The organism is Mesorhizobium sp. M0239, from assembly GCF_040321815.1.
Lineage (GTDB): Bacteria > Pseudomonadota > Alphaproteobacteria > Rhizobiales > Rhizobiaceae > Mesorhizobium.
This window is the reverse complement of the sequence record NZ_JAMYSG010000056.1, coordinates 1-20,562: the sequence shown is the minus strand read 5'-3', so window position 1 is coordinate 20,562 and position 20,562 is coordinate 1. Positions and strand designations below refer to the sequence as shown.

14 protein-coding genes and 7 pseudogenes are annotated in these 20,562 nt (G+C 58.1%); 14 read left to right on the top strand and 7 right to left on the bottom strand.

What is annotated here, in order from left to right:
* Positions 1 to 1,427, top strand: a 1,427-nt coding sequence (locus NKI99_RS32655; protein ID WP_352613563.1) for a GMC family oxidoreductase, incomplete at its 5' end; no start/stop codon positions are given.
* A 625-nt stretch (positions 1,428 to 2,052) separates the two neighbouring features.
* Here the strand turns inward: NKI99_RS32655 and NKI99_RS32650 are convergent.
* Positions 2,053 to 2,400 carry a hypothetical protein gene (locus tag NKI99_RS32650; protein ID WP_352613561.1) on the bottom strand — a complete coding sequence of 116 codons (348 nt, stop codon included), beginning with the start codon at positions 2,398 to 2,400 and terminating at the stop codon, positions 2,053 to 2,055.
* 753 nt (positions 2,401 to 3,153) lie between these two features.
* Between NKI99_RS32650 and NKI99_RS32645 the strand changes: the two genes are divergently transcribed.
* The 5 genes and pseudogenes from NKI99_RS32645 (at position 3,154) to NKI99_RS32625 (ending at position 8,489) form a co-directional block, all read left to right on the top strand.
* A complete protein-coding gene (locus NKI99_RS32645; protein WP_352613560.1) occupies positions 3,154 to 4,086 on the top strand; it encodes an isopenicillin N synthase family dioxygenase in 933 nt (310 codons plus the stop codon).
* 33 nt (positions 4,087 to 4,119) lie between these two features.
* Positions 4,120 to 4,536 (top strand): DUF2267 domain-containing protein, encoded by a 417-nt coding sequence (locus tag NKI99_RS32640; RefSeq protein ID WP_352613558.1) that lies wholly within the window; start codon positions 4,120 to 4,122, stop codon positions 4,534 to 4,536.
* 225 nt (positions 4,537 to 4,761) lie between these two features.
* A complete protein-coding gene (locus tag NKI99_RS32635; RefSeq protein WP_352613556.1) occupies positions 4,762 to 5,172 on the top strand; it encodes a hypothetical protein in 411 nt (136 codons plus the stop codon).
* Between the two features lie 72 nt (positions 5,173 to 5,244).
* Positions 5,245 to 6,708 (top strand): aldehyde dehydrogenase, encoded by a 1,464-nt coding sequence (locus NKI99_RS32630; RefSeq protein WP_352613555.1) that lies wholly within the window; start codon positions 5,245 to 5,247, stop codon positions 6,706 to 6,708.
* A 362-nt stretch (positions 6,709 to 7,070) separates the two neighbouring features.
* Positions 7,071 to 8,489 (top strand): annotated as a pseudogene (locus NKI99_RS32625) (transposase).
* 259 nt (positions 8,490 to 8,748) lie between these two features.
* Here NKI99_RS32625 and NKI99_RS32620 read toward each other — a convergent pair.
* The 3 genes and pseudogenes from NKI99_RS32620 to NKI99_RS32610 all read right to left on the bottom strand — a co-directional run.
* A pseudogene (locus NKI99_RS32620) lies at positions 8,749 to 8,958 on the bottom strand (ATP-grasp domain-containing protein); the annotation flags it as partial.
* Entirely contained in the window at positions 8,900 to 9,184 is a 285-nt protein-coding gene (locus NKI99_RS32615) for an ATP-binding protein (RefSeq protein WP_352613564.1), read from the bottom strand. The pseudogene NKI99_RS32620 and the gene NKI99_RS32615, both read right to left, overlap by 59 nt.
* A complete protein-coding gene (locus NKI99_RS32610; protein WP_352613553.1) occupies positions 9,178 to 9,891 on the bottom strand; it encodes an ATP-grasp domain-containing protein in 714 nt (237 codons plus the stop codon). The genes NKI99_RS32615 and NKI99_RS32610 overlap by 7 nt, the downstream gene beginning before the upstream one ends.
* Positions 9,892 to 10,305: 414 nt before the next feature.
* Between NKI99_RS32610 and NKI99_RS32605 the strand changes: the two genes are divergently transcribed.
* Positions 10,306 to 11,295 (top strand): LysR family transcriptional regulator, encoded by a 990-nt coding sequence (locus NKI99_RS32605; RefSeq protein ID WP_352613551.1) that lies wholly within the window; start codon positions 10,306 to 10,308, stop codon positions 11,293 to 11,295.
* A gap of 35 nt (positions 11,296 to 11,330) precedes the next feature.
* Positions 11,331 to 12,018: pseudogene (locus NKI99_RS32600) on the top strand (IS630 family transposase); the annotation flags it as partial.
* 262 nt (positions 12,019 to 12,280) lie between these two features.
* Here NKI99_RS32600 and NKI99_RS32595 read toward each other — a convergent pair.
* Positions 12,281 to 13,304: pseudogene (locus tag NKI99_RS32595) on the bottom strand (IS110 family RNA-guided transposase).
* 194 nt (positions 13,305 to 13,498) lie between these two features.
* On the opposite strand from NKI99_RS32595, the gene NKI99_RS32590 reads away from it, so the two are divergent.
* Entirely contained in the window at positions 13,499 to 14,524 is a 1,026-nt protein-coding gene (locus NKI99_RS32590; protein ID WP_352613549.1) for an IS110 family RNA-guided transposase, read from the top strand.
* Between the two features lie 367 nt (positions 14,525 to 14,891).
* Positions 14,892 to 15,152 (top strand): annotated as a pseudogene (locus tag NKI99_RS32585) (transposase); the annotation flags it as partial.
* A gap of 181 nt (positions 15,153 to 15,333) precedes the next feature.
* Here NKI99_RS32585 and NKI99_RS32580 read toward each other — a convergent pair.
* A complete protein-coding gene (locus NKI99_RS32580; RefSeq protein ID WP_352613547.1) occupies positions 15,334 to 15,816 on the bottom strand; it encodes an Lrp/AsnC family transcriptional regulator in 483 nt (160 codons plus the stop codon).
* Positions 15,817 to 16,224: 408 nt separating this feature from the next.
* A pseudogene (locus tag NKI99_RS32575) lies at positions 16,225 to 16,535 on the bottom strand (transposase); the annotation flags it as partial.
* A gap of 58 nt (positions 16,536 to 16,593) precedes the next feature.
* Here NKI99_RS32575 and NKI99_RS33925 point away from each other — a divergent pair.
* From NKI99_RS33925 to tnpA, 4 genes and pseudogenes are all read left to right on the top strand, one after another.
* Positions 16,594 to 16,883: pseudogene (locus NKI99_RS33925) on the top strand (transposase); the annotation flags it as partial.
* Between the two features lie 326 nt (positions 16,884 to 17,209).
* Positions 17,210 to 18,076: an alpha/beta fold hydrolase gene (locus NKI99_RS32565; RefSeq protein WP_352613545.1), complete on the top strand. Its 867-nt coding sequence runs from the start codon at positions 17,210 to 17,212 to the stop codon at positions 18,074 to 18,076.
* A 216-nt stretch (positions 18,077 to 18,292) separates the two neighbouring features.
* Positions 18,293 to 19,690 (top strand): MmgE/PrpD family protein, encoded by a 1,398-nt coding sequence (locus tag NKI99_RS32560; protein WP_352613543.1) that lies wholly within the window; start codon positions 18,293 to 18,295, stop codon positions 19,688 to 19,690.
* 376 nt (positions 19,691 to 20,066) lie between these two features.
* Positions 20,067 to 20,504 carry an IS66-like element accessory protein TnpA gene (gene tnpA, locus NKI99_RS32555; RefSeq protein WP_352613541.1) on the top strand — a complete coding sequence of 146 codons (438 nt, stop codon included), beginning with the start codon at positions 20,067 to 20,069 and terminating at the stop codon, positions 20,502 to 20,504.
* Positions 20,505 to 20,562 lie beyond the last annotated feature (58 nt).

The following is a 20,562-nucleotide window of genomic DNA, read 5'->3' as shown; positions in this document are numbered from 1 at the left end:
GCGGCTCCAGCATCAATGCCCAGGTGGCGAACCGCGGCGGCCCCGAAGATTACGATGAATGGGCATCAAGTGGTGCAACGGGCTGGGGTTGGGAGGAAGTTCTACCCTACTTCCGTCGTCTTGAATGCGATCTGGATTTCGACGATGAATATCACGGCAAGGCTGGTCCCCTGCCGATAAAACGTGTTCGGCAATCAGATTGGTCCGGCTTTACCCGAGCGGTATCGAGAGCGTATGAAAACGTGGGTATTCATTTCAGGTCGGACTTCAATGGTGCCTTTGGTGACGGATACTCCACTGTTCCATTGACAAACCGCAACGGTCACCGGGTTTCTGCTGCGATGGCCTACTTGTCCGAGAGCGTCCGCTCTCGGCCCAATTTGAAAATCTTGTCGAAAACGACGGTTGTGCGGCTGACTTTTTCAGGACGCGCCATTACGGGTGTCGAGACGGAAAACAACTCGGGCCGACAGTCGTACCGCGCTTCGACTGTGGTCCTCTGCGCCGGAGCCATCCATTCGCCCGCCATATTGATGCGCTCCGGGATAGGTCCGGCCGAGCAACTGACAAACCTCGGTATTCCCGTCGTTACAGAGTTGAGAGGTGTGGGCCGGAGCCTTCAGGAACATCCAGGGATCGCTGTTTCGACGTATTTGAAACCAGGCGATCGCATGGCACCTCATGTGAGCGGCCACATTCAGATGCATGCTCGCTACTCGTCGGGCTACAGCGGGTGCCCTTTGACCGATATGGCAATCTCGGCGGTTGCCAAATCGGCCTGGCACCCCCTCGGCAAACGCCTCGGCTCCCTCTATTTTTGGGTCAACCGCTCTTATTCGACAGGAACCATCGTCCTGAAGGATCGCTCACACGCAATCACGCCGGAGGTTGACTTCAACTGGTTGAGCGATGAGCGGGACGCCGCGCGATTGAAGCAGGGATTTCGTTTTATCGCCCGGCTGCTGAAGCAAGATTCACTGTCGGCCGTGGCGCTCGACCCCTTCCCATCAGCTTGGAATGCACGAGCGAAGCAGGTTAGCAAGGTCAATTGCATTAACTACGGGCTTACCTCGGTGTTGGCGCTGCTCATGGATAGCTCTGTGCGGATGCGACGTGGGCTCATCAGGCACGTCATAACCGGTGGTCATAGCATTTCAGATCTGATTAACGACGAGGGGCTGCTGGATCGGTTTGTCCGCCAGAACGTGACTGGCAATTGGCACCCGACTTCGAGCTGCAGGATGGGGGCAGCCTCAGACCCTGCCGCCGTGACCGATCCATCGGGCCGCGTTCGCGGCGTTCCCGGCTTGAGGATCGTCGACGCTTCGGTGATGCCATTCTGCCCCCGAGCCAACACAAATATTCCGACGATCATGGTGGCTGAGAAGATGGCTGACGCGATTTTGAAAGAAGATGGGGCTGGGTAGCGAAGAGCTAGTTAACAGCTTTATCGTCGAGAGCGGCGGGAGGCAGGCGGATCGAGCTCGATAACCCGTCAATGCCGTGAGTATGCATCGTCGTAGACAGGACCCAAGAGGTGGCTGTCGTCGCTGCCGCTCACCGTGCGTCTCGGATCGCCTCCTTGAAAGACATACATTCCCACGACTGTGGATGCATGCTGTTCCGCATTGCCGACGCACTGAAGATGCTTTCGCGGCATTCGTCTTTGTCCCCGGCAAAGGCGATAGGTGTCAGGAATGAAGAGGTACGGACGGCGATCCTAGTGTGGCTTGTTTCGGCATTGGAAAGGCCGCCTGCCTCTGACGATGCGGCAGCACACCACGCGGGCGGTGAGAAGATGTTTGTCGATTGCGCCGGCAACACGGTGCGGGTTGTAGTCGCCCGCCGGAGCGGTAAGGTGCGCGATACGATCTGTTTGCGGTGCTCGGCGGATCGAGCTTGTCATTTACCTGCGCGACGTGGACCGAGCAGTTCGCTGATTGGATCGAAGCGCACAATAGTGCCTTCGCCTTCTTCGGCGGCGTGGCCCATCTCTGGTCCCCGATAACGCGAGGGTCGCGGTTATCCAGGCGTGTCCCTTCGATCCGATGGTCAACCGCAGATATACCGGCATGGCGCGCCATTGCGGCACTCCCGGCGCGGCCGAAGAAGGCGCGGGATAAGGCGAAAATCGAGGCCTACGTCGGTATTCTCGAACGCTGGGTTCTGGGCCGCTTGCGTACGGATTTTCTCCAGTCTGGCCGAGGTGAACACTGCGGTCGCCGAGTGCATCGCCGATTTCTCGAGACACGGGTGCTTCGCCAGTTCAGCAAAACCCCGGCGCCAGCTGCGCGAGGAGATCGACGCGCCGAACCTCAAGCCGCTGCCGATCCCAATCCATGCTGAGTTTAAGCGTTGCCGGGTCGGCTCGATCATCACATTGCTATCGAGCATCATCATTACTCCGTGCCTTGGCGCTTCGCCCGCCGCGAGGTAGAGGCCGGCTCACGGCACGCACCGTCGAAATTTTCCTTCCTCGATGGTGAAAACATCCGACCAAGTGAAATTCGAAGGAGTTTCGACCAAACTTTGGATGTCGTCGGACAGCCCGCCCCCTAGGCTTTTTAGGTAAGGCTCTCCTAAAGCCGCATTTTCCGAATTACGAAAACGTGAATTACAGAAATGTTTAAGATATATGAAACATTTGTAATAATAAAGCGCATATTTTTATTATACATCGCATTGCCTTTCAATAAAACCGTGTATACATTTGGAACAGCGAAAACTACAGGCTATTCTGAATGTATCAATGACCCGTATTGTGAGAGGGAGACTTCACGCAGATCTTTAAAAATTGTAAAAATACCGGTTGCAGCAAGTCGAAAAGCCTAGCAGAGGGGCGTTCACCGCGATGCCAAGGCTGTCGGCAGTGCTGGACAGCTCCAAATACCCGAGAGCTAACCATCACTTCACGGTCTGCGCCGGCCTCTTGAGACTCGTCGACCCGGATTGGCTCGCGGGAACCAGCTCGCGTCGCAACTAATTCGCGAGGCGCGCCCGACGGAATTTATCATCGAAAGCATTCCGTGATGACGAGACATGAGGCGTCCCCCGTCAGCAAACAATGTGAACGCCGCAGATATGTCGCGGTAAGAATGCGAGTTACCGGGTTCGAAGAGCCCATAAGGCCAAAGCACCAACAGAGGAGCGACTATGACCACGCTACCACAGATATCGCTAGCAAAATTATCATCCGGCGCAACCAGAAGTGAAGAGCAGCAGCGTTTACGAATGGCTTCCGAGGAGTACGGATTCTTCTACCTTGTCGAGCACGGAATCCCAAAAGAACAGATCACAGAAGCGATCGACGCTTCGCGGCGTTTCTTCGCGTTGCCACAGGCTACAAAGGAACGCTACGGACACGCCTCTCAAGACGTGTACCCCGCTACGGCGCGTGGATACAGTCCATTGCGTGGCGAAATGCTACATCCCGAGGCCGGTCCGGATCTAAAGGAGATGTTCGACCTCGGAATCGAGAATGAAGGCGACCGGCGTCCGTTTGCCGGACGCACACGTCTTCCGGATGATGCGTTGGCTCCTGGTTTCGCTCGAAGCCTGCTTACTTTGCAGGCTACCGTGCTTAACCGGGTTGTACCGCAGCTCGGGATGGCGCTGGCCGACCTGCTCGACATGGAGAAGGGGTGGTTCCGACGCCATTTCAGTACGCCGACAGTCCTGCAACGCGTAATTCGGTATCCGTCTACTGGCGGCGCGGCTGCTAAGCATACGGACAACGGCTTCTTTACGCTGCTGCCGCAGGAGGAACTCCCCACGTCTTCTTTGCAGGTCTGGTTCGGCGGACGTTGGATGCCGGCGCCCAGCCTCCCTGACAGTGTCGTAATCAATCTGGGCGATATGCTTCAGGCCCTGAGCGACGATCGGTTCAAGAGCACCCCACATCAGGTCGTGCACAGTGGTCCGGCCGAACGAATTTCCCTTCCCTTCTTTATCTATCCCGACATCGACGCTCGCCTGACTTCGCGGCAAGGTAAGCACACGTTCAGTGTCGCGGAAATGATGCTGCGCAACTACGAGTCGATATGGGTAAAGGGGGATGGCGCCGGACGCGCGCGTGAGTTGCAGTGAGTGCTCGGCTATAGGAAGCGTCAGTAAACCACAATGTGCGCGAGCCATGATTTCAACAACGCGTTGCAGGTAACTCAGAATTGGATCAGCGATCTGATGTGGAGACTTCACTGGCACGATCGCGAGCAGGTCTACCAAGCCCTGATTGCGACACTGCACGCTCTGCGCGACTGCCTGGATCGCGACCACGCCGTTTGCATAGGCGCACGGTTACCCGCTTTGCTTCGCGGTTTTTACTACGATGGTTGGAGTCCCCGCCGCCGCGGCAAAGCCGAAAACCGGGATTCGTTTCTCGAACGGATTCACGTCGGCGTCCACCGCGACCCGGCGGTGAATCCGGAAGAGGTTGCCCGCTTAGTCTTCGCCCTGTTTGTGGACCGTCTCTCTGCGGCAGAGGTCGAAGATGCCAAGGCTGCCACTCCAAGAGTGCTGCGTGACATATGGCCCTGAGACAGGCGTCCCCTCAGAATAACGCGTGACAAATAGCGTTGGCAAATCTCGGGTATTGTGGGGCCGCGCGGCGTCAACAGCGCGAGCGAGAGGCACTTAGTTCCTTAACGCTGACATGGTTTTGGCACCGGGTGAGTTTGGCAGTTCTGGAGGTGTAAGCAGCCGCACGTTGGAACCCGTCGCGGGCATCACCCGCTCCTCGTAATGCCTCGATCGAGCTTCAGAATGCGTTTGCGTGTGAATTCCATCAAAATGACCGGAGTGACGCCGAAGCAGTCGGTCGGCTTGGCCGCCTTCGTGTCACAGCAATCAACTCATCGGCTGGTGGTGCGAGTCGTCCATTGCATTCGCGGCGCCTGGTCGGCTGACAAGCCCATAACGCTGCGGGGTCGAGAATTGATACGGCTCGTGTTTCAAAAGCACCACTCATTGCCGGTTCAAATCTCACGGGAAGCTCTTTGGCGCAGCTTGGTGATCGAAACCTATGCGAGGCGCAACGAGGTGCTGAAGTTCCTTGTCGCTCTCAAAGTTGCCGAGGCGGGACCTCTGTCAGTCGTTAGCTACAGCATTGGTGCGATACAAGAAGCATGGAGAAAGCCGCGTCGAAGCGGCTCCCGCCCCCAGCTCGATGTGTAGCAGTGCGCGCTGAGTGGACAATACTGATTGAGCCCTTTGGGAGGATCAACTTATGTGGCGAGAGGCAAAGCAATGACCACGGCAACCGGTTTTATGATTGGCGAGCACGCCGATATCTATGTCGACGGCGAGCTCCGGCCGACTCATTCGTCGGCCCGGTTTGCGGTCGTGAACCCGGCGAACGAGCGGAAATTTGCGACGATTCCCAATGGTGACAAGGACGACGTTTCCGCCGCCGTGGATGCCGCAAGTACGGCGTTCCGAAACTCCGGGTGGCCCCAGCTGCCGCCATCGGAGCGAGCCGATTATTTACGCAGGCTCGCGCGTGCAATCGAGGATCGCGCCGAGAAACTAGGCGCGGTTGTCACCGCGCAGATCGGGATGCCCCTGGCAAGCTCGGTGCAATCGAATGGGAGTGGCGCATCGAAATACTACCGCTACTATGCCGAGCTTGCTGATCAGTTCGAAGTCGAGTCCGAGCGCATCGGGCACGGGTTACGAACGGTCATTCGGAGAGAGCCGGTAGGTGTTGCTGGATTGATCGTACCGTGGAACGGACCACAGGGCGCAATCGCGTGGAAGCTGGCACCGGCACTGGCCGCTGGTTGTACGACGGTGATCAAACCCTCACCGGAAGCATCATTGGACTCTTACCTGCTCGCCGAAGCCCTAGACGAGGCAGGCATTCCCCCCGGCGTCGTCAACATCGTGTTCGGTGGGCGCGAAACAGGAGCATTGGTTGCGTCGCATCCGGGCGTCGATAAAGTGTCATTTACTGGTTCAACGCACGCCGGTCGCCAGGTTGCACTGACCTGCGCCGAGCGCTTTGCACGCGTTACACTCGAGCTTGGTGGCAAGTCGGCGGCGCTGCTGCTCGAGGATGTCGATCTTGATGCGTTTCTTCCCTTGGTTGCGCCGGCGTGCATCCCGTTCAGTGGTCAAATCTGTCATGCCCTGACCCGGGTCCTTGCTCCGCGCGCACGCTACGACGAGGTCGTCGAGGGAATTGCAAGCAAGATGGCTGGGTTAATCGTGGGCCACCCGCTCAATCAAGCGACCCAGGTCGGACCATTGGTGGCGAAGCGGCAGCGTGCTCGCGTCGAGGAGTACATTGCAACTGGACGCGCACAGGGAGCGAAGATCGTTACCGGCGGTGGCCGTCCGCGGGGACTTGACGTCGGATATTACGTCGAGCCAACGGTCTTCCGTGACGTCGACACATCTATGCGTATCGCCCAGGAGGAAATCTTCGGGCCGGTGGTGTCAGTGATCCCGTACCACGACGAGGAGGAGGCGCTCGCGATTTGCAACGGCACGACATATGGCCTGGGCGGTGCGGTGTTCACGTCCGACCCTGAGCGGGGCATGGCGATTGCGCGCCGAGTGGAGGCTGGTGTTGTCGGCATCAACCGTTACGCACTTCACATCGACGCGCCATTCGGCGGTGTCAAGGGAAGCGGCCTTGGTCGGGAACTCGGACCTGAGGGGCTCGCAGCATTCCTCGAGATTAAGTCGGTCTTTCCGGCTCAAGGGTAGAGTGCAATGTAGTGCGCCGTGCCCAACTGCGCGGGATCAGTGAGAATATTGAAGTGCAGGCATTGGCGTTGGACGCGAGAAATAGAACACGAGCTCAAAACTTAAGGGTTCGCGTGTTTTGCTTATTGGCTTCGCCTGTCCGTGCGCCGCTTCGGCCCGCGTGGCCGCCAACGCCGAACCAACAGTTCGTAGGCACGCTCGGCCTTCCCGGCCGCGGCTTTATCGCTGTTTCGCAACTTCTTCACGTTACAGCCCGACGATCAGGATGAGACGACGCATTACCTCGTCTGAATTGCTCCTGAATAGTAAGTCGTTGCCTCATCTGATCTGCTCCCGGCGGTGGTGTGGCAGGAGCAGATCAGATGAGGCGTGTAAGCATGGCGACTCGCGATGAATTGGTGGGTGCGGTAAGGCAGCGCTATATTGAGTGCGGCCGTGCGGAAAAGGCGCGGATTCTCGATGAGTTTGTTGCCGTGAGTGGCTTTCATCGCAAGCAGGCAATGCGGCTGCTTCGCAACGGTTCGCCGGCGGCTCGTTCGGGACCTCGACCCTCTGGGAGGCTTCGGGCCGCAAGCCGTCTGAAGACGTTGATTCCGATCCTGGTCGAGGCGATGGAGCGTCATGGGCATGTTCATCTAACAGCCGAGATCCGCACCGGGTTATTAGCGATGAGCGGGGCCACGATCCGATCGCGCCTTCGGGAGGTTCGAGACATCGCTGGTGGGCCGGGACGCCGTCGCAGCACAGCCGCGCTCCGGCGCAGCGTTCCGATCCGAACCTTCTCCGACTGGCAGGATCCTCCGCCCACCTTCATCGAGGCCGACTGGTGGCGCATAGCGGACCGACGGCGCATGCAAGCTTCATACAAACGCTTTCGTGTTACTGACATCGCGAGCGCGCCCTTGCTGGTGCGTGAGCAGAAGCTGTTGAGCGAGGTGCTGACGGACTTACGGTGGTTCCTGCCATTCCAGCTTCTCGGTTTCGAGACGGACAATGACAGCGTGATCCTGAACGAGACGATCGCGACTACTGTCTAGATGCCGGAATCGAGTTCACCCGATGCCGCCCTTACCGCAAGAAGATCAGGCGTTCGTCGAACAGAAGAACGGCGCGCAGGTGCGCCGCATTGTCGGATATCGTCGCTGGAGGGCTTGAAGCCGCTACGGCCGTTGCACAGCACAGCTCTATTCGACGGTTCGGCTGTTCGTGAACTTCTTCGGAAAAGGCGCGTGACGGCGCAGGGGTGCGCAAACATTACCACCTTCCGGCAATACCCTGTCAGCGGCTGATGGGAAATCCGCAGACACCGGCGTCCGTTCGCGCGAAGCTGGCGCAGATCTCAGCGCAGCTGGATCCTGTCAGGCTGCTGAGCGACATGCGAGCCGCACGACAGCGCCTTGTGGTCATAGCTGATCGTTTGTCCACATCAGATTCCGCGGTGTCCGAGCCGGCGCTCGATCAGTTCCTCTCAAGCTTGCTAACCGCGTGGAGAGAGGGCGAAATACGACCTACTGCGAAGCCGAAAACAAAACAGAAGCGGGAACGGCGGCGTCCTGACCCATTTGCAGGGGTCACCCACGAGCCACGTGGCTGGTTTGAAGAAGGGCCGTGGCAAACGAGCCGGGAAGTTGCTGGCGCGGCTGCAGTCGGAATACCCGGGGAAAGATGCCAGTCTACTTCTGCGCACACTGCAACGTCGCGTAAAAATATGGCTAAAGGAAAAGGCTCATGAGATGGTGTTCGGCAAACTTCGTCAGCAGCGGCGGCCTTCCAGGCAATGACAGTGACGGGTCGCGACCACGGGGAACATCCAGGTGAGGCAACGGCAGAGTTGCTCGGGAGCACTCCACCTTGATTGTGGCCGCGCATCTCATTGAAGGCGTGACGACATGTGGGCAAAGTCGACCTGCGCTTGCTCGCCGGGCGGGGTCTCGAAGAATCTCGTACCGCCGCTCCTATGCCTTTAACGGTCGGTGTTATCGACCAATCGACTGAGGCGACGGCACGCTGCACTATCGCTTCCGTCTGAGCATGGCCGGGTGAAGCGGCGACGACATGTCCGATGCAGTCTCGGTAATCGCCTTTCCTGACAATCGGCGCCTTAGCCTTAACATACAATCTGACCTCGGCCACACCTGTTATAGCAGCTGCCTGGCTGGCGCCATCAATCCAATCAAGGGTGCCATCGCTGTCAGCAACAAGAAACCGCCCACGCAATCTGCGATTCCCTTTTTTGTAAGTCCAGTTCATCGCCGACGACAAGCTTGATGTGCTCGGTAACGAGATCGACACCGCAAGCCAGCTTAATCAGTTTCGGAGTGGGCGCACCACTAAGACGCGGATTGACTTCAATGACGACCGGGCCACGTGTGGTCCACCGCAGTTCAATACTTTTTGGTCCCCAGTCAAGGCCGAGAGCTGCCAAACAGCTCAGCGAAACATCGACGATGCGCTCATGCTCCTCATTAGTCAGCACTGCCGGAACAGTGCACGCTCGGTACACGAAATGCGGTGGCGGATCGAAGTCTGTGGCCCAATCCCAACGACCTCATGTCCCATTACTGCAGAAAAATATGCAGGGCCTTCTGCGAATTCTTCCACCAGGACCCTGGGCGGAGAGCGCCATTTGTACTTCCGGTCCAATAGATAAGCCGTATGTTCGGCCAACTCATCGGTGCTGCGGCACAATCGGACACCCATGCTGCCACTGCCTACGGTTGGCTTCACAATCACCGGCAGGCTGATCTCCGAAGCGGAGCTTTCTACGTCCGTCGCATTCTCGGCCACGCGGTAAGCAGGTATTGCAACGCCGGCCTCCGCGAGAAGCTGACGTTGAACGAATTTGTCATAGCATTGTTCGATCGACTCTGGTTTGGGTCCCGGTAGATCAAAATACCGGCAGAGCTTACCAACTGTCGCAGAAACCGACTCGTCGTCGCCCGCAAAGCCAGTAATGCCGGCTATGCCAAACGTAGCCTGCAGCCGCAAACATTCATGGACTAGCTTATCGAGATTGTCTGTATCGACACAGATCGTCTCGAGGTTTTCCTCTGCAAGATATTCGTACTGGGTCGGATCAGCCGACAGTGTAATTGGATGAAGACCAAGACGCTGAGCCGCTTGGACGTACAGTGGACCATTACAGCTGTGACCTTCGATCAGGATGAGCGCTCTTCTTGGCATTGGCTGTCTCCTACGCTCCTACGTCGTGTCCCTGCGACCCGCAGGAGCAAAAAATCGGCATCAGCCCGTTCGGCTGTCCCTGACCTCAGAAGTGAAAAGGTACGATCGTCGGCGATTTGCGGTCGTGAAGATTGTGTGTATTTATGCGAACCGATTTGGAATGGCTGGCTACGGGTAGTGTGCCGAGGGTTTTGCAAACGCTGCGGGGAGCCTCACGGAATGTGACACACCGCCCTGGAATTACTCTTTCATTTCTCGCTTAAAGACCAGTCATGCGAGCGCGGAGCCAACTTGGGTGGGCCTATTGCGGGGCGGTGCCGTAGTAGCTTAGTTTCGACGTTGATGCTTGGGCAAGGTTCAGAGCTGACACGTCTGATCGGGGTGCCAAGTCGTCTCAAGTTGCGGGCCGAACACGTGGATAATCAGATCGAGCTTCGCGCCCTCAGGCATTTCATCCGAGTGTCCGAACTTGGCAGCATCAGCCGAGCTGCGGTCGAGTTGCGCATAGCGCAACCCGCGTTGTCGAGGCAAATGCGCCGCCTGGAGGAAACGCTCGGGGCGCAATTGTTCATTCGCGATGGCCGCGGAGTGACGTTGACGGAAACGGGCGCCAAGCTCCGTGATGAAGTTGCGAATGCCTTGCTGCGACTAGAAAATGCCTGCCTTCAAGCCCGTATCGATGAAGGGAGTCCCTCCGGTGCCATTCGCGTGGGAGTTTTGCCCAACCTTGGTCCCGCCTTCATGGCTGAGCTTATTTTGGGCTGCCGTGAAAAATTCCCCCGTGTCAAACTGAAATTGTTTGAGGGGTTCACCTATCAAACCGCGAACTGGATCCAGAGCAAACAGATCGATCTAGGCTTCGCCTACGACGTTGATAGTTATCGTCATCTCAGCCCCGAATTCCTCTTCAAAGAAAAGGTCTATTTGGTTGGATCAAGAAAAAATTGGCCCTTCGGTGAGAGCGTCTTATTGCCTGAATTGGAGGGCCTTCCGCTGATTATTCCGGCGCCGCCGAGTTACACGCGGCGACGTCTGGAGGCAGCCGCAAGCGAGCAAAAGGTGGAACTGACATTCAAGTACGAGATCGATTCTATAGCCCTCATTAAACGAATGATTGCGCTGGATGAAGGTTACGGGATTTTCACTCGCGCGTGCCTGTGGGAAGATCTCGAAGGCCGGAATCTGTCGGTCGCAGCGATCGAGGGTTCTTCGCTGAGCTTTGAGTTGGCGCTGACAACCGCATATGGAACGATACTGCCAGCTGCCGCACGGCACATCATCTCATTCCTTGAGGAGATGGTTCGACGTTACGTCGAACTCGGGCGCTGGTCAGGCGAATTTGTCACTAGAGCGGTTCCTGATTTGACGGAATCGAAGGGGATTCCGGATCAGTCGGTTTTGTGATTCAAGATGCTGGCTGGAGTGGAGGCCAGCATCGGATGACGCGACCTCTTTCGGATGATCTTCGCGAACGTGTTGTAGCGGCGGTTTTGGGTGGCGAGAGCCGCCGGTCGGCCGCGAAACGGTTCGGCATTTCGGTTTCGGCGGCGGTGAAGTTGTTGCAGCGCCATCGGGCGACTGGCTCGGTTGCGCCTGGCAAGATGGGCGGACATCGCAAGAGGGTGCTGGAGCCGCACCGTGCCTTCATCGAGGCGCGTGTGCGTGAGACGCCGCATCTGACACTGCATGGTCTGAAGGATGAGTTGGCCGCACGCGGGGTCAAGGTCTCGCACAACGCGGTCTGGATGTTCTTGAGGCGCGAGGGCCCGAGCTTCAAAAAAAACGCTGTTCGCCCTTGAGCAGGCGCGCGCTGATATTGCCCGCAGGCGTCAGCGATGGCGCTCTTGGCAGGCCGGCCTCGATCCGCAGCATCTGGTCTTCATCGACGAGACCTGGATCAAGACCAACATGGCTCCGCTGCGCGGTTGGGGGCCGAAGGGCGAACGGCTGCGCGGCTTGGCCCCGCACGGCCACTGGCGCACGCTGACCTTCCTCGGCGCGCTGCGCTGCGATAGGCTCGCGGCACCTTGCGTCTTCGACGGGCCAATCAACGGCCAATGCTTCCGCGCCTATGTCGAGCAGCAGCTCATCACCGTGCTGAAACCCGGCGACATCGTCGTCATGGATGTGTGGACGCCCCCGTCAGCGCAAGAAGAATCTTATATGAAGAATGAGGAGCGTGGTCGGGTGCTGACATGTGTCCGGCCTCTGATGCGGCGTTCCACATGCCGCGGGCCCGTATGGGAGTTCGCGGAGCGGGTCCAATTCAATCTCGCGTGCTCAAGGCACGTATCCATGATCTGGTTTTCCCGATCCCGTCTCGTTGACCGTTGCGCCATACTCTCCGTTTGACCTTCTCACACTTTCGAGGCCTTCCGGCCGAGCGGAACTAACCCGCCACGGCCGGAGCCCGATAGGTTCCGCCTTTCGCCATCAATGCCCAGACGATGCGTGCCGTCTTGTTGGCAAGCGCGACGATCACCAACATGGGCGGCTTACGGTCCAGCATGCGCATGAGCCATGGGTCCGCAGATTTCCCCTTCCGCATCGCCCAGCGCACGGCAGCGCTGGCCCCTATAATGAGCAGGCGGCGCAGAGTTCGTTCGCCCATGCGGGACGTCTCGCCAAGCTTCTGCTTCCCGCCCGTGGAACGCTGCAACGGAGTGAGCCCCAGCCAGGCCGCAAAATCACGCCCCCTTTTGAAGGTCTGAGCCGACGGAGCCAGAGCGGCGAGAGCAGTCGCGGTGATCGATCCTATCCCCGGGATAGTCATCAGTCGTTTCGATTCCGCGTCCTCCCTGGCGCGCCGGGCGATCTCGCGGTCGAGCACAGCCACCCTCTCATCCAGCGAGCGCAACTGTTCCACGAACAGACACAGGATCGGACGGGCGGCCTCTGGGATGGCGGAGCCATGATCCTCGATCGCCGTACAAGCTTGGCCACATGGAAAAGGCCCTGCGCGGCCACCAGCCCGAATTCGGCAAGATGGCCACGTATCGCATTGATGGTCTGGGTCCGCTGGCGCACCAGAAGATCGCGAGCGCGAAACACCATCGCCGCAGCCTGTTGTTCCTCACTCTTGGCTGCCACAAAACGCATCGTCGGCCGTTGCGCAGCTTCGCAGATCGCCTCCGCATCGGCGGCATCGTTCTTCTGCCTCTTCACGAAAGGCTTGACGTAGCCCGGAGCGATCAGCCGGACGTTATGTCCCAGCTTCGTGATCTCCCGCGCCCAGTAATGGCTGCTGCCGCAGGCCTCCATGGCAACCGTGCAAGCCGGCTGCGCATTAAGAATTTAAGCATCTGATCGCGGCGAAGCTTCTTTCTAAACAGGATAGCTCCCGATGCATCTGCACCGTGCACCTGGAACACGTTCTTCGCTAGATCCAACCCGATCATGCTAACTTCCGACATGGACGCCTCCGTTCAAGTGATGATCAACGACACCACTTTGGCACAGCGATGCCGTCAGGGGGCGTCCACATGGGGTAATCGCGGGAGCGACGCGCCCTGGAACCGATCATAGCCTTGGAGGGTGGCTGTTCCCCGATAAGATGAAATACGGGCTCACGACTGGACGCCGGGCCCAGCATCAACGGAGAACAGCCATGGAAGAACATATCGGTCTCGACGTGTCGATGAAAGAGACGGCAGTGTCGATCCGCCGTGAAGGCGAACGGATCTGGCGCGGGAAGTGCGCATCTGATCCCAGGATCATTGCCGAGCTTGTCCGCAAGCGGGCGCCGGCCGCAAAGCGCGTCGTGTTCGAAACCGGCCCGCTGTCAGTTTGGTTCTATCATGCGCTGCGCGCCGAGGGATTGCCAGCCATCTGCATCGATGCGCGCCATGCCAAAGCCGCTCTCGATATGGCGGCGAACAAGACGGATGCGAATGACGCCGATGGTTTGGCGCGTCTTGCTGAAGCAGGATTCTTTCGCGAGGTGCGCGTGAAAGGCTTCGACAGTATGTTGACCCGCACGCTCGTGGCAGCACGCACTCGGCTGGTCCGGATCACCGTCGAGCTTTCCAACCAGATCCGAGGGATCATGAAAACATTCGGCTTGCTCGTTCCCGCCGGTAAGGGAACTACATTCGAAAAGAATGTCCGGAGCCTTCTTATCGATCAGAGCGAGCTTGCTCCTGTCGTCCTACCGATGGTGGAAGCCTGGCGCAGCATTCGCATCCGTGCCGCCGAGCTTGGGCGCCAGCTTGTCGCAGATGCACGTCAAAGCCAAGCATGCCGCATACTCATGTCGATCCCCGGCATCGGCGCCATTACCGCAACCTCTTTCGCCACTGCCATTGAAGATCCGGGCAACTTCAAGAAGTCCCGCTCTGTTGCCGCTTGGATCGGCCTGACAACTCGCCGCTACCAATCGGGAGAAGTCGATTATGACGGCCATATATCCCGACGCGGCGATCGACATTTGCGGGGACTTCTCTATGAGGCTGCGGCGGTCATCCTGACACGCAGCTCGATCGACAGCAGCCTGCGCACGTGGGGCCTCAAGCTCCGGGAGAGGGTTGGCTTCAAACGAGCTGCCGTGGCTGTGGCGCGCAAACTGGCGGTGATAATGCATTCGATGCTCAAGACCGGTGAGTTCTTTGATCGAAATGCAGGCGCCACAGCATGAAATCTTGCGAATAGCGTTCAGGGTCTGAGCGCCTGAGACGTCCCTGCCGGGACGTGAGCCGAGCCATTCCGCTGATGGGGTTGCACCGCTGTCTCAGCAAAGTGCGTCGTCCACATTGAAGGCTCGTCCGCGGAGCTCCATCATGCGGCGACTGATGTCGACCGCGAAGACAACCATGCACCCGGCAGCGTCCGTCTCGACGCAATTACATGCTTGACGTCCCAGCGGCGATTAGACAACCCGGCAGCGTCCGTCTCGACGCAATTACATGCTTGACGTCCCAGCGGCGATTAGACAACAACCCGGCAGCGTCCGTCTCGACGCAATTACATGCTTGACGTCCCAGCGGCGATTAGACAACCCCATCAATCTGGGAAGTCATAAGTCGGCGGCCATCAGGCAGATGATCAAGGCGGCCGGCGCCAGGCTTTGGTACCTACCGCCCTACTCCCCAGACCTCAATCCGATCGAGCAGGCCTTTGCCAAAATCAAACACTGGATGCGCCAAGCTCAGAAACGTACCGTCGAGGACACTTGGCGCCACATCGGCCACCTCGTTGAAACGATCGAGGCAACCGAATGCAACAACTACTTCGCAAACGCCGGCTACGCTTCCATCAAAACGTGAAAGGCTCTAGCGGACGAGTTCATCGACCAACTATTGGATGACCTGAGCAGTATAGACCGGACAGACCGTAGTGTAAGCTGACTTTTATATCGCCTACGGCGCAGCTACTTACAATCCACTATGTTGTGCCGAACCATCGAGTGTCTTCGGATATCACAGCTGCGCGACGGGAGCTTCCATTCTACTCTTCAATTGGCAGAGCCAATGACGCCTTAATTCGGTCCATTACGACCATCGTCTTAAAGCCCTTAATATCGGGGTTGTCATGAAAAAAGCGACGGGTAAATGCCTCGTACTCAACCATGTCACGCACAGAAATTGCGAGAACAAAATCGGCCTCACCTGTCACGTAATATCCGTTCATAATCTCGGGCGTGCGCCGAATCGCTTGTTTGAAACGATCTATGATATCAGCGCGATCACGCTCTAGAGTGATAGAGGCTAGCATGAGCATGGGCCTACCGATCGCTTCTGGCGAGATTACAGCAACATCTGCCTGAATCACACGCGCGTCTCGAAGTCGCTTCAATCGCCGCTGACATGCGGTTGCCGAAAGGCCTGCAAGTTCGCCCAATTCCTCCGTGGTAAGGCGATTGTTGCGCTGTACGGCAATGAGGAGTTTCCGATCAATTCGGTCCAAGTCTGGTGACGGTGTATGCAACACAAGGGCCTCCCCGCAGGAAAACTGCACGATTTTGCTAATATTAGCTCAACTTCTGCGAAGTCTCGCTCATACCGATTTCATATATCTGTTATGCCTCTGCGATCTCCGGGTCGGCTGTGCCAAGGCGCGAACATCCAAACCGCGGGGCGCCGGAGAGTGCCCCGACCGTGGCCGAATTCTGGGGGTGAGCTTCCCTCGCCCAGCAGATTGAATGCTTCGATGGATCGAAAAAAGTGGTGAGAGCCTTTCGGACCTTTCGGACCTGGTAGACTGAAGGAGAGGGCAAGAAGGGGGGTGCGTAGTTACCAAGGCACAAAGAGCATCGTCTTTGTCCGTGACGAAGTGAGCTGAGGAGTAACCGCTGTCTCAGGCCACAACCTTGAGCCGCATAGGTCTGTAGGCCAAAGGATCGGGAAGTGCTTCATGCAGACCATCGCCGACGAACCACCGGAGTGGCGATGTTGACTTGGGCCTCGCGCGTCAGCCGGCGATCGAGGACGATCCCAAGCAGGAAACCTGCAAGCATTAGACGGACCGCAACCTCGGGGTCTTCCGGACGGCCGTTGTCGTCGCAATGGAGATCCGCCACCTCGCGGCGCGGCCGCGACAGATCAAGCACACACGATCGACCTCGGCCAGGATATGATCACCAGGGATGAGCTGTCGCAGCGAGCCGGACATGACAATTCGAGTTGATCTCGTTCTTTCCGGCCCAGCATCGAGAATCCTCCACCGGATCAACGATTGATCAATTGAATCAGCGGGAAAGGACTTCTTCAACACGCCTACGTGCACTTCCTCAGGAACGCGCTCGATCATCTGCCGCGCAAACATGGCGACATGGGTGGAGGAGACCATCGAACGCACGCCGACCTTCTTTTGCCTGCCGCGCCACCACCACAGCACCTGAAGTCCAGCAACATCCTCGAACGCCTCAACGAGGAAATCCGCCGACGCACCTATGTCGTGCGCATCTTTCCCAACGCCCAAAGCTGCCTGCGCCTGGTCAGGGCGCTGGCCGTGATCTGTGCGAGCACAGGAAGCTTGCTCTACGCCAATCCGCATGACCACTACCATGGCCGCCCCTTTTTGCAGAACTTGACGCACATATCCCTGGGATGCTGCAGTGCCCGCAACCAGCATTAGCAGATCGCCAGGCCGCCCATTCAAACGATTGGAAGCGCCTGCCAAAGCACTACTGACCTTCCTTTTGCCCTGTGCAGCAGAGGGACAGCGCTCGCAACGGACCAAAAACGCCGTTTTTCTGCGCGACAAGTGAAACTTTGCGCAGCAGTGCCACTTGGGTCTTTCTAGGGTTAGGGCGCTCGCTGGTAGCGTGCAAGTTCCCGCATAGCATCAAAGGCCTGCGGCTAGTCTTACGCCGAGGAAACGGATGATCTCAGAACGTAGCGTCTTAGTAGGTGGTGTCAGCACCACCTACTATGAGAGCGGAAATGGCGACCCTATTGTGTTTCTGCACGGTGCCGGCCTCGGCGCAGACGGAAAGAACTCCTTTGTAAGGCAGCTCAACGAGCTATCCGATCAGTTCAAGGTCATCGCGGTAGATCAACTCCAGTGCGGCGGTACCGATTATCCCGCCGATCGAAAATTCGTAAACCGCCTTGGTCGTGTAGACCACGTGATTGGCTTCATCGAAGCGCTTGGGTTGAAGCAGATCACGCTCGTCGGCCATTCAGAAGGGTCATTTGTCGCCGCGCGGGTCGCGATCCTGCGTCCCGATCTTGTTTCGGGGCTTGTATTGCTGACGGCCAGCTCTGTGTCTCCGGCCTTTGGGGATGATCGTGACGAAACTTGGTGGCAGGCCTACACGGAAACATACGACAATTCCGGCCCGATGCCGAGCGAAGAGGACTACATCGCCGCATGGCGGAAAAACACCCGCGCCTACGGGCGGGATGTGGAAGACGCCAAGCGAGAGGCTTATCGGCGGGCGGCGGCACGCGGACAATACGAGATGCTTCAGAACCTGCCCGAAGAAGAAACCAATCTTCGTCTCTATGTTGTGCTGCAGCAAACCCATATTTTCCCGCACCTTGATCGGCTCCCGGCCAAGACATTGATTATCTGGTCTAAGAACGATGCCACAGTGCCGCCTGACCGCGGTGCAAAGCTGGCAAAGCTGATCAAGAATTCGGATTTCCACCTGCTGGCCAATGCAGGGCATGAGGTCCAGATCGACCAGAGCGAAACGGTGAACAGCCTCATCCGGCACTGGACTGTTAAATTCAAGCGAAACTAAACTGCTCGATCCTTAGGTGGCCGCGGATAGCAAATGCTTTAAAGCGATGTGGGCAGCTGCGCCACCAGTTTCCAGAGGAAGAGATATGCAGAACAAACTGCTATTGGGCCAATCAAAGCCGATGGGGCAACTCATCCATGGCGATCTCAACTCCAGACTCAGGGGCGGAGCGGTCCCAACATTTGCTAGTAATTTATCCAATTGGGAGGTTTGGCGATGGATGTGACGACGCAACTCATTAGGCACGTTCTCGATTCTCGTAGTGAGATAATGCCTAAGGAGGCAATCGAACGCGCGAAACTCTCCATTCTCGACACGCTTGCCAGCGCGATCGGCGGATCGGATGACCAGATCGCGCACTTCGCTCGTCGACTGGGCGCCTTGTCCGGTGGCAAGGCAGAATGCACCGTCTGGGTTTCTGGAGAAAAGCTTCCTGCCTGCTTGGCGGTACTTGTCAACGCCACCACGGCTAGAGCTATCGACTTTGATGATACCTACGAGCTTTGTATCAACGGCTGCCACGCAAGCGCTTACAATGTGCCGCCGGCGCTGGCGCTCGCGGAACGCGATCCTTCTATTACTGGAAGCGAACTGCTGGTCGCACTAGCGACAGCTATGGATCTGCACATGCGTCTCGCGCGTAGCGTGACGAGTCACTCTTTGAAAACCGGCCGCGACAATATGGTCGCTGTCTGGGGCACAACCGCAGTTAGCACCAAGTTGCTGCGGTTGGACGAAGAGAAAACCCGCAATGCATTCGGCATCGCTTACGCCCACGCTGCCGGGGAAGTACAGATGTATGAAGAAGGCGCGCACACTGTGTCGCTGCAACAAGGATTGCGAGCTCGCTCGGGGTTGGAATCGGCACTGTCAGCTATGGTGGGTTTCAACGGCCCGCGGGAGCCGTTCTTCGGCAAGTGTGGCTTCTACAGGGCCTTCGAACCTGACTACGATCTCGATTTGCTGATCGAGAAACTAGGTGACGACTACGTGAACACTTACATCAGCTTTAAAGCTTGGCCGGCCTGCAGGGCTATGCATCCGGGGATCGATGGACTGAAGCAATTGCGCGACAAGCATCGCTTCAGCGGGGAGGACATTGCTTCACTTGAACTCGGGGTGAACCATCTCGTCGCGGAGAGTTATGTGGTACAGCCGCGCGACCAAAAGTGGAACCCAAAGGACCCGGTCGTCGCGCGCTTCAGTCTGCCTTACGTCACCGCTGTCGCGGCGCAACACGGCAGAGTAGCAATTAGCGATTTCAGTCCAGAAGCACTTGAGAATCCGGCCGTTCGCCGGATCATGGCTGCGACGAAGATCGAAGTTGATCCAGAAATCGATCGTACTCACGGTCTGTATCAAAATTCGCCGACAGCAGTTACCGTCAAGCTAAAAAGCGGCGCGGAACATTTCATTCGGATTGATCGGCCATTCGGACATCCGGACAATCCGGCTTCGCTCACCGACGGCATCCGTAAGCTCAAAGCTTGCGCCGAAACGTCCATGTTGCCGTTCTCCGACCAACAGCTCGAGTTAATTGGGGAGTTCGTCGAGGAGCTCGATAAGCGGCCCACGTTGGCACCCCTATTGGAGCTGCTTGTTGGCGGTAAGTAGTCACGACCTGGCAAAACAATGCTGGGTCTTGACCGCATCGGCGGCGCGCTCCCGACAATCGAGCTGCTCGCCGACGAAGCCATGCGCAGCCGCTCGCGGCCCCCGCGATAACCCGTGGTCGTCGGATGGGCTTGAAGGTGCTGATTTAACCCGAACGCATACCGGAGGACGGTCGCGCCTGAAGTCAGCCCCGGAGCGGGCCTCTTATTTTAAGACGGCCACCACGGAAATCGTGAACCCAATGCGACGCCCGTGCGAGCTGAGAACCGGTACACTATTCGTATGTTCCTCGACTGCATCGTAAGCGATGTCCCCACGGCACCTTTCGGTGATCGGCGTGAAGGACGATGTTCGGAGCCTTTGAGGGCTTCGACACATGACGATTTCAGAGCTTACGCTTAAATCCAGCGATCACGAGCCCGCGCGCCGGTTCGAGGTGTTCACGGGCTCCGGTCGGCGGCGCGAATGGCTGCCGAAGGAGAAGGCTCGGATCGTGGCGGAAAGCTACGAAGCCGGCGCGACCGTTAGCGCGGTGGCGCGGCGATACGCTTTGTCCCCGCAGCAGCTGTTCGCCTGGCGTCGGGCCGCTCGTCAGCCGTTGGCGGAAGCGCCGGCACCGGAATCGTTGTTTGTTGCGGCGGTGATTGCAGCGCCGAGGCCTAAACCGGCGGCAAGCCGGCGGCGGAAGCAGAAAGCCGCCCGAGACGCCGGTGTGATCGAGCTGGAGATAGACGGCGTCGCCATGCGGGTCGGCCGTGGCGCCGACACCAGGACGGTGGCCGCTGTAATCCGCGCGCTGAAGGCGACGTCGTGATCGGGCCAACGGGTGCGGTCAAGGTCATGGTGGCGACGAAGCCGGTCGACTTCCGCAA